This window comes from Achromobacter piechaudii NBRC 102461 (assembly GCF_001571245.1).
GTDB lineage: Bacteria > Pseudomonadota > Gammaproteobacteria > Burkholderiales > Burkholderiaceae_B > Achromobacter > Achromobacter piechaudii.
Genome location: NZ_BCTK01000013.1, coordinates 159219 through 174190, shown reverse-complemented (window position 1 = coordinate 174190; position 14972 = coordinate 159219). Strand labels below are relative to the sequence as shown.

Below are 14972 nucleotides of genomic sequence, written 5' to 3'. Positions count from 1 at the left end.
GAGGCACCATGCCATAAAGCCCGCGGCGCGCCAGCGAACACGATTCTGAACACCGACACCGGCAAACGCGCACCCGCGCCTTCGCCAGGGAGAACTCATGCCTGACATTTACGGAACCTGGATGACGCGCCGCGACGTGGAGGCGCGCACCGGGCAGCTTGCGCAGTTTGCCGGCGTACGCCTGATGACGCTGGACGACGGGCTGGAGCGCGGTATCCGCATGCTGGAATTCCGCAGCGGCACGGGCCTGCGCTTTACGGTGCTGGTGGATCGCGCGATGGACATCGCCGATTGCGAGTATCGCAGCTTCGCCATGGGATGGCAGTCGCCTTCGGGCTTTCGCCATCCCGGCCTGCACGACTACGAAGGCGAAGGCGGGCTGGGCTGGATGCGCTCGTTCTCGGGCCTCATGATCACCTGCGGACTGGACCACATCCTGTTCATGTACGACGCACCGGCCGACAACTATGTGTACGGCCCGCGCAAGACCGCCAGGCAATCCATCCATGGCCGCGTCGGCACCATTCCGGCACGCCTGACCGGCTACGGCGAACGCTGGGACGGCGACCGCTGCGTGCTGTGGGCGGAGGGCGTCGTCAGCCAGGGCACCGTGTTCGGCGAGCACCTGGAGCTGCACCGCCGCATCGAGATCGAGGTGGGCACCAACGACATCAAACTGTCGGATCGCGTGGTCAATCGCGGCTTCTACCGCACGCCGCACATGCTCTGCTATCACATCAATCTGGGTTATCCGGTGCTGGACGCCGACTCGCGCTATCTGGCGCCGATCCGCGATGTGGTGTGGGCGGCGCACGAGCAAACCTACCGCGAGCAGGGCGTCGGCTACCGCCGCATGCCGGCGCCGCAACTGGGTTTTCATGAGCAGGTGTGGCAGCACGAGATGGCCGCCGCCGACGACGGCAGCGTCCCGGTGGCCCTGGTCAACGATAAGCTGGCCCTGGGCATGCAGGTCAGCACCTTCAAGCATCAATTCCCTTGCCAGTATCAATGGCAGAACCTGCAATCGGGCCAGTACGCGATGGGCATCGAGCCCTCGACCAACCATGTGCTGGGCCAGGGCGCGGCGCGTGAGCGCAACGAGCTGATCTGGCTGGAACATGGGCAAGAGCGCTGCTACGACACCACGTTCAGCGTGCTGGGCTCGGCCGCCGATATTGCGGCATGCGAAGCACGCATCCGCGCAATCGCGGTGCAGCCCGAGGCCGACTATCCGCCGTTGTCGGGGCGCTTTGCGCCCATCGCGGGGCGCACATGAGCGCACGCTTTTCATTGCAAGGCCGGCGCGTGCTTTACACGGGCGCGGCGGGCGGCTTCGGTGTGGACACCACGATTGCGCTGCTGGAAGCCGGCGCGCGTGTGATCGCGCTCGACAACCACGCCGGGCATATCGATCGCTTGCGCAGCACCGTGCCGGCGCGGCTTTCCGGCCAGCTTCACATCCTTCAGGCTGACCTCGCTGACGCCAGCGCGCTGCAATCGCACCTTGAGCGACTGACCGCCGAGGGCCCGATCGATGTGGTCATCAACAACGCGGCGATCTACCCTTCGCGCCCATTCGAGGAATACAGCGACGCAGAGCTGGCGCGTGTGCACCGCGTGAACGTCGAGGCGGCCATTCAGATCGTCCGCGCAGCGCTGCCCGGCATGCGCGAGCAGCAATGGGGCCGAGTGATCAACATCTCGTCGATCACGCTGTCCGGCGGCTGGGAAAACCTGCTGCCCTACGTGCAATCCAAGGGCGCGATGGTGGGCGCCACGCGCGCCTTCGCCCGTGAATTCGGCAAGTGGGGCATCACGGTCAACGCCATCTCGCCGGGTGCGTTTCCCACCGACGCCGAGAAGATCCATCCCGATCCCGAGGGCTACAACCGCATGGTGCTCGAACGCCAGTCGGTGAAGCGCCGGGGGCACGCAGGCGACATCGCCGCAGCCATCGTTTTCCTTGCCTCGGACGAGGCGGGTTTCATTTCCGGACAGACGCTGGCAGTTGACGGCGGCTGGGTCATGCATTGAGGCGCATCGGCGCACGCAGAGGGTAGAAGCATGAGTATTCTTTCTGGCTACAAGGTTCTGGACTGCTCCATCGCCATGGCGGGGCCTTTCGCGGCGCAGCGCCTGGGCGACCTGGGCGCCGACGTGATCAAGATCGAGCCGCCCACCGGCGAATGGCAGCGGCATGCGCCAGCCGGCGGCATCACGGGCAACAAGATCAACGTGTCCTTTCTCTCGTTGAACCGCAACAAGCGCTCGCTCGCAATCGATCTGAAAAGCGCCGGAGGCAAGGAGATCATCCAGAAGCTCGCGGCGCAGGCCGATGTGTTCATCCAGAACTATCGTCCGGGTGTCGCCGGCCGTCTGGGTGTGGACTACGAGACCCTGTCGGCGCTGAACCCGCGCCTTATCTATGTATCGATGTCGGGCTTCGGCGAAGACGGCCCCTATGCCACGCGCCCAGGCCAGGACCTGCTGTTGCAGGCGATGTCGGGCGCGATGCTGTCGTCGGGCCGTGCGGGCGAAGCGCCCCGCGCGGCGGGCCAGTATGTGGTCGACGCCGTCACCGCGTATTGCGCCTTCGAAGGCGTGCTGGCCGCACTGCTGCACCGCGAGCGTACCGGCGAAGGCCAGAAGGTCGAGGTCAACATGCTGGATGCGATCACCACGATCCAGATGCAGGAACTCTCGGTCTACACCGTGGGGCACAAGCCGCAGGTGCGCAGTGCCGAGCCGCATGCCCACGTGTACATCCGCGCCCCCTATGGCACCTTCGCAACGAGCGACGGCTATCTGGCGCTGGCCATGCCCGACATGAACGTGCTGGCGCGCGTGACCGAAGAGCCGCGCCTGGCGGACTACGCCGGCGAACGCGACGGCTGGGAAAAGCGCGACGAGATCTATGCGCTCGTGCGCGACACGCTCGCCAAGGCCTCGACGGCCGACTGGTTCGCCAAGCTCGATGCCGCCGGCATCTGGTGCAGCCCCGTCTATGGATACGCCGATCTGGTCGAAGACCCGCAGATAGCGCACAACGGCACCTTCGTCGAGTACGAGCATCCGACCGAAGGCCGGATCAAGACACCGGGCTTTCCGATCCGCTTTTCCAAGACGCCAAGCCAGGTGGTGCGCGGCGCGCCGCTCACCGGCCAACACACCGACGAAGTGCTGCGCGATTTTGGCTTCAGCGCCGACGAGATCGCCGCGCATGCGGCCTCGGGCGCGGTGCTGCGCGGAGCCTCGGAATGAGCGAGCGCGCCCTGCCCTACCGTGGCCTGACCTGGGACCATCCGCGCGGCTTCAATGCCCTGCACGCCGCCTCCGCGCACACGCCGCTTGTGCAATGGGACACGCAGTCGCTCGAAGGCTTCGAATCGGCGCCCATCGCCGAATTGTGCGCCCGCTATGACCTGGTGGTGCTGGATCACCCCCACCTGGGCGAGGCGCTGGCGCACGATTGCCTGCAAGCGCTGGACACCGTGTTCGCGCCCGACGAGCTGGCGCGGATAGCGCGGGATAGCATCGGGCTGTCGTACGACAGCTATCGCATGGCCGATCGCCAATGGGCGCTGCCGCTGGACGCCGCCACGCAGGTCATGGCCACGCGCGCCGATCGGCTCGACGGCCCCGCGCCGCGCACCTGGCGCGAGGTGCTGACGCTGTCGCAACGCAGCGGCGCGGTCGCGCTCAGTTGGGGCGGCCCGCACCCATTCCTGTCGCTGCTGTCGATCGCGGCCGCCATCGCGCCCGAGACCGACCTGCGACCGCACGGCGCCTGGCACGACGATGCGACGCTTGCCGACGCGTGCGATGTGCTCAGTGAATTGGCGCGGCTCACCCCCGCGCACGCCCTGGCTTACAACCCCATCGCCCTGCTTGGCCACATGAGCTCGCGCGATGACATCGCGCTGTGCCCGCTCGTCTATGGCTATGTGAACTACGCCACCTCCGCGGTGGCGAAACCGCTTACGTTCCGCGACGCGCCCGAGGCCGACGCGGGCAGGCCGGGCTCGATCCTCGGCGGCACCGGCATTGCGATATCGCGGCGCTGCATCGTGGGGCCGGAGTTGCGCGCGCATCTGTTGTGGTTGCTCGCGGCCGATACCCAAAGCCGCTTCATCCCGCAGCACGAAGGGCAGCCCAGCCATCGCGGCAGTTGGGCCGATGCGAACGTGAATGCGGCAAGCGGCAACTTCTATGCCAACACGGCCCGCACGCTCGAAGCCGCCTCGATCCGGCCAAGGCACGATGGCTACATCGCCTTCCAGACCCAGGCCTCGCAGTTCCTGCGTGACGGCGTCGCCGCCCGCGCATCCTCCCACGCATTGGCGAGCGGCCTGACGCAGCGCTTCCAGGCCAGCCTGGCCGGCGCCCCTAAACACACCGCAACCTAAGGATTTCGACGTGAGCGCACTCGTCAATCTCAGTATCGATGGCCATGTCGCCATCATCGAACTCAATCGTCCCGAGAAGCTGAACGCGATGACGCCCGAGATGGCCGACCTGCTGATCGCAGCGGTGGAGCAATGCAACACCGACTCGCAGGTGCGCGCGGTGATCCTGACCGGCGCGGGGCCCAAGGCCTTCTGCGCCGGCTCGGACATTACCGAGCTTGACCGCTACGCCACGCCCTGGGATTTTCGCAATCGGCTCGACTACTGCGACTGCGTGCGCATGTTGAAGAAGCCCACGGTGGCGGCGATCAATGGCTATACCTTCGGCGGCGGCCTGGAAATGGCGTTGGCCTGCGATATCCGCATCGCCTCCGACAACGCACGCCTGGGCGCGCCCGAGATCAAGCTGGGTTGGATCGGCGGCGGCGGCATGACGGCGCAGCTTGTCCATTCGATCGGCCCGAGCAACGCCGCACTGATGGTGATGACCGGCGATCCCATCCGCGCCGAGCAGGCGCTGGCTTGGGGCCTGGTGAGCGAGGTGGTGCCGCAAGAGCAGTTGCGCGAACGCGCACAAGCGCTTGCCGCCACCATCGCCTCGCGCGCGCCTATCGCGGCCGAGACGGCACGCGTCAATCTGCGCGCCGCGCTGTCGATGCCCCTTGAGAAGGCCGTGGAATACGAGCGCGATCTACAGGCGATCTGCTTCGCCACCGCTGACGCGAAGGAAGGCCGGAAGGCATTTGAAGAAAAGCGCGCGCCGAAGTTCGAGCGGCGCTGACCGAAGACGAGCAGCATCTCGTCAACATCAAAGAACGCCACGGGGAGTCAAGCGGTCGCGGGGTCGATCATCCGATGATCGGAGCGCAAATCGATCGCCCCCGGAAAGGGAATTCAGGCGGTCAGGAAGCGAACGACTTCGGCCCAATCGTTAGTCGACAGGGCGACGTCTTCGTAGTCGCCCTCTTCCTCGTCGTAGCGCGAAACACAGAAGCGCTGGCTCCTGCCGGATTCGCGGTCGGCATAGTTGGCGAAGTCGATATAGACCTTCAAGCCGCGCTCGACGTTCTCGAACGAAGGCGCTGCATCGATGTAGCTCGACGAGTCGATATACCCTTCGGGCAGGGGCGGCAGGGTGCTTATGTCGAAGCCGGGAAATTCGCGACGCAGTCGATCGAGATTCATAAGGGAAGCATGTGGAAGCTGGAATCCCGGCATTTTACGTTGCTTGGTGTCAGCGGCCACTGATGACCCCGAAACCGAATTTGGGACATCGCAGAACCGGCCCGTCGCCGGCCGCTTGCGCTGGCGCTTGCCCAGGCAAAAACGTACGGCTTCCAAGGTCTGCGCAGGCGATTCGAGAAATATCACCCGCTTCACGAGCTCCCGGGGATCTCCAAAGCGGCTTGAGGCAGCCGGGCCATATTTCGCCCCAACCTGCCAAATCGCAAACTTTCATTACAAAAACATTGCTTAATGTGTCATGACTTCTATACTCGGGTTTTCCCTTGGTCATAATACAAATTCATGTTCTCGCGCTTCTCTCTTGGCAACCTGTCCATCGGCACCCGGCTGACGCTGGGTTTTGGCACCGTACTCGCGCTACTGCTGGCGCTCACTGGCTTGTCGCAGTACGAGCTGACCCACATCGGCGGCATCAACCGGGCGATCACGCTACAGACCTGGGCCAAAGCGAACGCCATCAACACCATCGACGTGACGACGCGCGCCAATGCGCGCGCGAATCTCGAACTGATCGTCAATACCGATCCCCGCGCGGCCGACGCGCTGTTTGCTCGCATCGACGCGAACAAGAAGGTGATCGATCAGGCGCTGGACGTGCTTCGGCCGTTGTTCCAGACCGAAGATGACCGCCTGAAGTTGCGCTTATTGGAAGACGTGCGCGGCCGCTATGTGGCGTCATTCCAGAAGGTGGGCGCACTGCTCAAGAATGGTGAACGCGACGCCGCTCGCCAAAGCTTGCTGGACGAAACCCTTCCGCTGCTGGACACCCTGCAAAACCGCGTCATCGAGATTTCCCGGATTCAATCTGCCGAGATGCAGGACGCCGGCGTCGCCAGCCAGAAGGTGATCGACAACGCGGGCACGATGAATCTGCTTTTGTCGGCGCTGGCGATTGTGCTGGGCGGCTTATTCGCATGGAGAGTGGCCAAGTCGATTACGGCGCCGCTTGCCCAAGCAGTCATGGTGGCGGAGACCGTGGCGCGTGGCGATCTTGGCCAACCCATCCACGCCGACACTCGGGATGAAACCGGCCGACTGATGCGCGCGCTGCGCGATATGCAGGACAAGCTGGCCGGCGCCGTCCGGACTATTCGAGCGGGGTCGGAAACCATATCCAGCGCTGCGGGACAAATTGCGGCCGGCAACACCGACCTGTCCAGCCGGACCGAAGAGCAGGCCGCTTCGCTGGAAGAAACCGCCGCATCGATGGAAGAACTGGCGTCGACCGTCAAACAAAATGCCGACAATGCGCGTCAGGCCAATCAATTGGCGGCAAGCGCTTCCGAAATTGCCCACCGGGGCGGCGCGGTCGTGTCGGCGGTGGTGAGCACGATGGCGGATATCTCCGCCAGTTCGCGTCAGATTTCCGAGATTGTTTCGGTCATTGATGGGATCGCGTTCCAGACCAATATCCTGGCGCCGAACGCCGCTGTCGAAGCGGCCAGGGCGGGCGAGCAGGGCAAGGGCTTTGCGGTGGTCGCGGGCGAGGTGCGGTCGTTGGCGCAACGCAGCGCGCAGGCCGCGCGTGAGGTCAAGGCGTTGATCGAAGGGTCGGCCGGCAAGGTGGCCGAAGGCAGTAACCACGCGGAAAACGCAGGCGCGACGATGCAGGACGTGGTCGCATCCGTGAAGCGCGTGACAGACATCATGGGCGAGATCGCCGCGGCATCGCAAGAACAGGCTGCGGGTATCGAGCAGGTCAACCGCGCGGTGTCGCAGATGGACGAAGTGACCCAGCAGAATGCCGCGCTGGTCGAAGAAGCTGCTGCGGCGGCGGGCTCGATGCAGGACCAGGCGCATGCCTTGGTGAGAGCGGTCGGCGTGTTCCGCCTGGGCGAGGATGGCGCACGGCGCGTGGAAGTTGGCGCCCCGACGCACGAGCGCGGCGCGCTGATGTTGACCTGATCATCCGACGCAATGGCTCCGAGGTGAGCCATTGCGTGTGCGCCGCGCGGTGCTGGTGTTCCTCGTCCTAAACCGGCCTGGTCATATGCCATCAACAAGTAGCGCCTGCCGCAAGCATTCAAAGATCTGTTCGACCTGAGCCTGGCTGACGATCAGCGGCGGCGAAATGACGATCATGTCGCCGGACGCACGCACCAGCACGCCGTGCTCAAAGCAATAGCGGGCGACGTCCGCGCCTCGCATACCGGCCGCGCCGGCGCGAGGCGCTACATCCACGGCGCACAACAGCCCGATGCTGCGCACATCATTAACATGCGGCAGGCCTTTGAGCGCCAGTGCCTGGGACTGCCAGAAGGGACTGATCTCTTGCACCATGGCGTTGATGCCCAGTTCCTGATGCAAACGCAGCGTGGCCAGCCCGGCCGCGCACGCCAGCGGGTGGGCGGAATAGGTGTAGCCGTGCATCAGTTCCACCGCTTGCGGCGGGCCGGCCATGAAGGCCTGATAAACGTCGCTGCTGACGATGACCCCGCCCATGGGCACCGCGCCGTTGGTCAGCCCCTTGGCCACGGTCATCAAGTCGGGCGTGACGCCAAAGACCTGCGCGGCGAAATTGCCGCCCACTCGCCCGAAGCCGGTGATCACTTCATCAAAGATCAGCAGCACGCCATGCTGCGTGCACAGCTCGCGCAAGCGTTGCAGATAACCGACCGGCGGCGGATAGACGCCGCCCGAGCCCGTGACCGGCTCGACAATGACGGCGGCAACCGTGCCCGGGTCCTGGATGTCCAGCAACTGCGCAAGCGCTTCGGCATAGCTGGCGCCCTGCTCCGGCTGGCCGGCGCTAAAGCGCATGCTGGCGTCATACGGCAGCGGCAAATGGCTGACCTCGCCCAGCAGCGGCCCGAAGTCGCGTTTCTGGCGGCCGATACCCGAGACGGACAGGCCGCCAAAGCCCATGCCGTGATAGCCCTTGGCGCGGCCGATGAACTTGGTGCGGCGGCTGTCGCCACGAGCCTGATGATAGGCACGCGCGATCTTCAATGCGGTGTCGACGGCTTCGGAGCCGGAGTTGGTGAAGAACACGTTGGTCATGCCCTCGGGCGCCAAGGCAATCAAGGCATCCGACATGGCTTGCGCGGCCGGATGGCTCATCTTGAACGAGGACACGAAGTCCAGGCGCGCCGCAGCCTCTTGAATGGCCTGCACAATGCTGGGCTGGCCGTGGCCGGCATTGACGCACCACAGGCCGGCCATGGCGTCCAGGATCTTGCGGCCGTCGGGCGTGCGGTAGTACATGCCTTCGGCGCTTTCGAACATCATGGGTTGCTGCTGAAACTGCCGCATGGGGGTGAAAGGCGCCCAGAAGGCATGGGAAACGGTGCTGGCGTCGGTCATGGAATTTCCTTTGATGTTTGAAACGGGGGCCGGCTCAGGCTTGGGCCGCGCGGACGCGATAGCCACCATCAGCCAACTTTTCCAGCGGGCTGGCTGCGGCCAGCAATTGGCGCGTGTAAGGGTGTTGCGGTTTGTCGAACAGGGCGTCGCGTCCGGCGATCTCGACAATTTCGCCCTGGTTCATCACCGCCACGCGATGCGCAATCCGTTCGACGGCGGCCAGATCGTGCGAGATGAACAGGCAGGCAAATCCGTATTGCTTCTGCAAGCGCTCGAACAGATCCAGAATCTGCTTCTGGATGGTCATGTCCAGCGCCGAGATCGGTTCGTCGGCAATGACCATCTTCGGCCGTCGCACCAGCGCACGGCCAATGGCCACGCGCTGACGCTGGCCGCCAGACAGTTGATGCGGAAAGCGGTCTCTGAACGACGGATTCAGGCCGACATCGTTCAGCGTTTCCGCTACCCGCGTCCGCCGCTGCGCGTCGTTCAGGTCATCGCTATGCCGCAGGGGTTCGGCCAGGATCTGCCCGATTCGCATGCGCGGATCCAACGAGGAATACGGGTCCTGAAAGATCATCTGGCATTGCAGGCGCGCGCTGCGGTTGACGGACTTGATCAGGTCCACGCCTTCGAACTCGATGCTTCCCGCGCAGGGTTTGACCAAGCCGGCCACCGCGCGCCCCAGCGTGGTCTTGCCGGAACCGCTGCCCCCGACCAGCGCCAGCGTTTCACCCGGCGCGATGCTCAGGTCCACGCTGCGCACCACGCGATAGGCAGCGCTGCGCCGCCAGAAGCTGCGCTGTCCGGGGTATTCGATGCATACGCCCTTGACCTCGACCAGCGGGGTGTCTGCCTGGGGCAAAGGCGGCAAGACACCCCGGCGCGGCAGCGCCTCAAGCAACTGGCGGGTGTACTCGGCTTGCGGGTTCAGCAGGATCGAGGCCGTCGGCCCCTGCTCCACCGCCTGCCCATTGCGCATGACCACAACCTTATGCGCATAGCGCGCCACCAGTGACAGGTCATGACTGATGAACAACACAGCCGTGCCCTGCTCGCGCGTCAGTTCCAGCATCAGTTCGATGACATCCAACTGCGCCAGGCAATCCAGCGCCGTGGTGGGTTCATCCGCGATCAACAGCGCTGGACGCAGCAGCATGACGGACGCCAGCATGATGCGCTGGCGCATGCCGCCCGAGAATTCGTGCGGATAGGCGGTCAGGCAGCGCACCGGATCCTTGATGCCGATGCGCTCCAGCATGGTCAGACAACGCTGGCGGATCTCAGCCGCGCCAAGCCGGGTATGCAGCTTGAGCGCTTCGCTCATTTGCCGGCCGATGGTCAGCGCCGGGTTGAGCGACACCATGGGCTCCTGGAACACCATGCCGATCTCGGCCCCGCGAACTCGGCGCAGGGCGCGCGCGTTGCGCGTGTCCAGCACCTGGCCTTTGAAGCTGATGCTGCCGCCCGCGACCTGCATGGGTGCGGGCAACAGGCCGATGACCGAGCGGGCGGCCATGGTCTTGCCGCTGCCCGACTCTCCCACCAGCGCCAGGATCTCGCCTGGCGCCAGCTCGAAACTGACGTCGTTCACGGCCATCGGGCCATCCACGCCGGCGCGGATCTTCAAATGCTTTACAGACAATAGAGGCGCTTTCTCGATCATGCTCATTTCCTCATGCGCGGATCGAGGTGATCGCGCAACGCATCGCCAAACAGATTGATACCCAGCAACGCCACGCTGATCAGCACGCCGGGAAACACGCCCAGCCACGCGGCCGATGCGATGTAAGGACGGCTGGCCGCCAGCATGCTGCCCCAGGTGGCAGCGGGCGGCGGCACGCCCAGGCCCAGAAAGCTCAGTGCGCTTTCGGACAGCAAGGCCCAGCCGAACATGCTGGTAGCCAACACGCACAAGGGCGCCAGGCAGTTGGGAACGATGTGGCGGAACATCGTGTACAGCTCGGAATTGCCGATGACTCGGGACGCCTCGATGAACTCGCGCTCGCGCAGCGACAGCACACTGCCGCGCACCACTCGAACCACCGACGGCGTATACGCCATGCCCAGCGCCAGCACGATGCTGTACTGGCTTGCGCCCAGGACGGCCATGATGCCCAGCGCCAGCAAAATGCCGGGAAAGGCCAGCAGCGCGTCGTTGAACATCATCAGGATCCGGTCGGTCCAGCCGCGCAGGTAACCGGCCAGCATGCCGATCAGCGTGCCGCATACCAGGGCCACCGCCACGGACAAGAGGCTGATCCACAAGCTGGTCGACGCGCCGATGATCAGCCGGCTCAGGACGTCACGGCCGAATTCGTCCGTGCCCAGCCAATGCAGCGCGCCGGGCGGTTGAAGCCGCAGGCTCAGATTGAGCTTGAGCGGGTCATAAGGCGTCCACACCAGGCCCAGCAGAGCCAGCGCGACCAGCCCCAGCAACAGGCCGCCGCCAATCAAGGCATTGAGCGCCGGCAGGCTGCGCCGCCACACCGGCGCAGCCGGCAAAGAGATGGCGTTGCCATTCATAGTTTCACCCTAGGATCAAAGACCGGATACAGCAGGTCAACGACCAAATTCACCACCACATAGATGCTGGTGATCAACAAAAGGCACCCCTGCAAGACGGGATAGTCGCGGGCAAAAATCGAATCCACCATGAGCCGGCCGATGCCCGGCAGGGTGAAGACGGTTTCCAGCACGGCAATACCGCCCAGCAGATTGCCCAGGATCAGGCCCACCAGCGTCCAGGTCGGCGCAAAGGCGTTGCGCAGCGCATGGCGCCACAGCACGGCCGTTTCCGACAGGCCTTTGGCGCGGGCGTGGGCGATGTATTCCAGCCGCAAGACCTCGATCGTGCTGGCGCGCGCCATGCGGGCGATGGAGCCAAACTCCACCAGCGTCAGCGTCACCACCGGCAGGACCAGATAGCTCAGGCCGTGCAACGGATCTGCGCTGACACTGACGTAGCCGACGATAGGCAGCCACCCCAGCTTCATGCCGAAGAAATACAGCAGCAACAAGCCCAGCCAGAAAGCGGGAATCGACAGCAGCAAGGTGGCGCTGGCGACCAGGCCCAGATCCATCAGGCTGTTCTGCTTCCAGGCCGCGTACAGGCCCACGGGAACGGCCAGCAGCACCGCCAGGCCCACCGAGATCAGGACCATGACGGCGCTAACGCTGAAACGCTCGACAAGCAGGTCCAGCACCGGCTGGCTGCTGCTGATGGAAAAGCCGAAGTCGCCGCTCAACACCGCCCGGATCCATATCAGGTACTGGGTCGCAAATGAGTGATCCAAGCCCAGGGTCTTGCGCATGTCGGCCAGGCTTTGCGAGTCCGCCATATCCCCCAGCATCAGCAAGGCAGGGTCGCCGGGGATGAAGCGGATCAGGCCGAACACCATGATCGAGATCAGCAGTAACGTGGGCAGCGCCATGCCCACACGCTGAAGGAAGAATCGCAACATGACGGGCCTACTTCGCGGTCGGCGCCAAAGACACGCCCCACAGGCGCGGCTTGGAAATCGGCCAGGTTCGATAGCCTTGAACATCATCGCGGAAGGCGCCGATGGCGGTCCCGTTATAGATGATGACCATGGGCACGTCGTTGATCAGCATGCCATGCAACTGATCGAACAGCGCCTGGCGCTTGGCCGGTTCGGCTTCGCGCATGGCCTGATGCAGTATGCCGATGGCGTCCGCGTTATCCCAGACCTTGCGGGCTTCCTTGGACTTGTCGCCCAGCACCTGCTCGAAACTCAACGCCGGATCGAACCGCGGCGAATACGAGAACGCCATCATCTGATAGTTGCCGCTTTGGTAGCGCTCAAGCTGCGTGCCCCACTCCAGCGTTTCCATCTGGATGTTGATGCCCACGGCCGCCAACATCGCCTGGCTCAGAATGCCCATATCGAACATCTGCGGATAGCGCTTGTTCACGATCATCTTGATCGGCTGACCACGATAGCCGGCCGCGTTCAGCAAGGCGCGGGCTTCGGTCAGATCGGTGCTGTAGCCCTTGGCCGTGGCCGCGTCGTAGTAGGTGCTGCTGCTGGGCACGGCCGAGTTGTTGACCTTGGACAGGCCGCTGGACAGCGTGGCCACCATTTGGCCGTAGTCCAGCGACAGCGCAATGGCTCGGCGGATGCGCACATCTTTGAGCAAAGGGTCGCGAGTCTGGAACAACAGGCCGTTGATGGACATCGCCGGGCTGACCTGGATGGTCAAACCCTTGGACTGCTTCAAGTCGGCCGCGTCGGTGGCCGTGACGTCGGGCAGCAGATCGACGCCGCGCGCCATCAGCGCGGCCTTGGCCGTTGCGTTGTCGGGAATCACGACAAAGCGCACCTGGTCCACCAGCGCCGCCTTGTTGCCGGTATAGCCGTCAGGTTTTGCCTCGGGACGCGCGGCGTAGTCGGCAAAGCGTTGCAGCTCGACATACTGCCCGCGTTGCCATTGCCCCAGCTTGAACGGGCCGGTGCCCACCGGTGAACGCCACGCGCCTTCGGGCGTCAGCGAGTCCGGATGCAGTATGCCCGTGCCGCCGCAATCGGTTCTGGCCATCGTCGCCAGAAACAAGGCATTGGGCTGCTCCAGCGTGAAGACCACGGTCATCGGGTCCGGACTGCTGATGTCCTGCACCTTGAGCAAGCCACGTCCATCGAAGTCGCCCAGACAGCGCCAATGCGTATTGGGATCGAGGTAACGGCGCCAGGTCCACAAGACTTCGGCGGCGGTCAGCGGCGCACCATTGTGAAAGCGCACCCCCTCACGCAAGGTGAAGCGATAGCTGCGTCCGTCGTCAGACACGTTGACCGACTCGGCCAGCATTGGGCCCACGGTTGCGTCCTCGCGGTAGGCCACCAGGCCTTCCACCATGTGCATGACGACTGCGTCGGTGTTTTCGTCTCGGTTCACACCGGGGTCCGTACTACGGATATCGCCGCTGATGCCGACCTGGATGCGTGATGGTTCGGCAGCGTGAACGCCAGTTGTCGCCAGGGCCAGCGCCAGCGCGCCGTAGCTCAGGGCGGCCTTTACAGTGTTGCGCATGAAGTACTCCTCCTTCATAGGGGTGGGCGGCGTGGCCAGATGCCGGCCATGCCGCTTGTGCTTATTGCTGCACTTGGCGAGCCCGCCGTTCGCGCAACACCGCCGCGAAGAACTTCTGCGCGGCAGGCATGACTTTGATCCCCATGTGGGGCACGTTTGGAATCTGATCCAGCCTGGCGTTCACACCGGCCGCTTCAAAGCTGGCGCGCAGCCGCTCCAGCCGCTCGGGCCGGGTGCGGCCAGCGTCGTTGGCGCCTTCCATGTAGTGCTTGCCGCCGGGACGATGGGTGATCTCCCAGGTTTCGAGATCGGCTGCGCCCACGACCATATGAATGGGCACCTGACGCAAGGCGTCAAGGTTCAGCGCCTTGCCAAACCGCGCGTCCATATCGGACACGCCCACCCACCACTTGCGCTCCGTATCCAGCAGCGTGACGGAACCCGGCGCGCCGATCGACGCGGCCCACAGGCGTTCAGGATGCAGATAGCAGAATCGGTTGGTGAACTGGCCACCGCCCGAGTAGCCGAAGAGCGCAAATTTGTCGAAGTTGCGGCCGTACTTCCTGCCGACGTCCGCGACCATGTCCAGCAGGATCTGGTCGTAGCGGATATCGCCTTCGAGGATCTGTTTGTAGCCATCGCCGTTGCCATCGCCCTGTACGCCGACCGGAAACAAGGGCGCAAGAATGACGCAGTCGTTCCAGCGGCCAAACTCGGAGAAGCTGTTGCGATAGGTCTCCATCGCACGATTCGAACCATGCACGACGACCACCAGGTCCACGGGCCGCGTCGCATCTTCGATGGACTCCGGCACGTACAGGCAATAGGAAAATCGCTTGTCGCCGGCATGCGAATAGACGGTCGTCGGGCCTTGATCGTAGAGACGTCGCGCGGTTTGACGCGCCTGCAGTTCAGCCTGCAAATCCGGGGTAGCGGTGCTCATGGTCTAAACCATTCAATGAGAAAGAT

The 14972-nt window shown here is 64.3% G+C and carries 13 protein-coding genes; 6 read left to right on the top strand and 7 right to left on the bottom strand.

Annotated features, from left to right (window positions below):
* Window positions 1-97: 97 nt before the first annotated feature.
* The 5 genes from API01S_RS23825 to API01S_RS23805 are packed head-to-tail and all read left to right on the top strand — an operon-like array spanning window position 98 to window position 5187.
* The gene (locus API01S_RS23825; RefSeq protein WP_061306301.1) at window positions 98-1276 is read left to right on the top strand and encodes an aldose 1-epimerase family protein; all 1179 of its coding nucleotides are present in this window, start codon (window positions 98-100) and stop codon (window positions 1274-1276) included.
* On the top strand, window positions 1273-2034 hold the full coding sequence (locus tag API01S_RS23820) for an SDR family NAD(P)-dependent oxidoreductase (RefSeq protein WP_061306300.1): 762 nt from the start codon (window positions 1273-1275) through the stop codon (window positions 2032-2034). Before API01S_RS23825 ends, API01S_RS23820 begins: the two co-directional genes overlap by 4 nt.
* Before the next feature lie 30 nt (window positions 2035-2064).
* On the top strand, window positions 2065-3261 hold the full coding sequence (locus API01S_RS23815) for a CaiB/BaiF CoA transferase family protein (protein ID WP_061306299.1): 1197 nt from the start codon (window positions 2065-2067) through the stop codon (window positions 3259-3261).
* Entirely contained in the window at window positions 3258-4406 is a 1149-nt protein-coding gene (locus API01S_RS23810; RefSeq protein ID WP_061306298.1) for a type 2 periplasmic-binding domain-containing protein, read from the top strand. The genes API01S_RS23815 and API01S_RS23810 overlap by 4 nt, the downstream gene beginning before the upstream one ends.
* 10 nt (window positions 4407-4416) lie before the next feature.
* On the top strand, window positions 4417-5187 hold the full coding sequence (locus API01S_RS23805; RefSeq protein WP_061306297.1) for an enoyl-CoA hydratase/isomerase family protein: 771 nt from the start codon (window positions 4417-4419) through the stop codon (window positions 5185-5187).
* A 113-nt stretch (window positions 5188-5300) separates the two neighbouring features.
* Here the strand turns inward: API01S_RS23805 and API01S_RS23800 are convergent, their stop codons facing one another.
* Window positions 5301-5591, bottom strand: a complete 291-nt coding sequence (locus API01S_RS23800) for a hypothetical protein (RefSeq protein ID WP_061306296.1) — start codon at window positions 5589-5591, stop codon at window positions 5301-5303.
* Between the two features lie 342 nt (window positions 5592-5933).
* Between API01S_RS23800 and API01S_RS23795 the strand changes: the two genes are divergently transcribed.
* Entirely contained in the window at window positions 5934-7556 is a 1623-nt protein-coding gene (locus API01S_RS23795; protein ID WP_061306295.1) for a methyl-accepting chemotaxis protein, read from the top strand.
* Window positions 7557-7637: 81 nt separating this feature from the next.
* On the opposite strand, the gene API01S_RS23790 is transcribed toward API01S_RS23795, so the two are convergent.
* From API01S_RS23790 to API01S_RS23765, 6 genes are all read right to left on the bottom strand, one after another.
* Entirely contained in the window at window positions 7638-8954 is a 1317-nt protein-coding gene (locus API01S_RS23790) for an omega-aminotransferase AptA (protein WP_061306422.1), read from the bottom strand.
* Between the two features lie 34 nt (window positions 8955-8988).
* Entirely contained in the window at window positions 8989-10620 is a 1632-nt protein-coding gene (locus tag API01S_RS23785) for an ABC transporter ATP-binding protein (protein ID WP_061306294.1), read from the bottom strand.
* Between the two features lie 2 nt (window positions 10621-10622).
* Window positions 10623-11480: an ABC transporter permease gene (locus API01S_RS23780; protein ID WP_061306293.1), complete on the bottom strand. Its 858-nt coding sequence runs from the start codon at window positions 11478-11480 to the stop codon at window positions 10623-10625.
* Window positions 11477-12418: an ABC transporter permease gene (locus tag API01S_RS23775; RefSeq protein ID WP_061306292.1), complete on the bottom strand. Its 942-nt coding sequence runs from the start codon at window positions 12416-12418 to the stop codon at window positions 11477-11479. Before API01S_RS23775 ends, API01S_RS23780 begins: the two co-directional genes overlap by 4 nt.
* Before the next feature lie 7 nt (window positions 12419-12425).
* A complete protein-coding gene (locus API01S_RS23770; RefSeq protein ID WP_061306291.1) occupies window positions 12426-14003 on the bottom strand; it encodes an ABC transporter substrate-binding protein in 1578 nt (525 codons plus the stop codon).
* Between the two features lie 61 nt (window positions 14004-14064).
* Window positions 14065-14946, bottom strand: a complete 882-nt coding sequence (locus API01S_RS23765; RefSeq protein WP_050730720.1) for an alpha/beta hydrolase family protein — start codon at window positions 14944-14946, stop codon at window positions 14065-14067.
* Window positions 14947-14972: the final 26 nt, after the last annotated feature.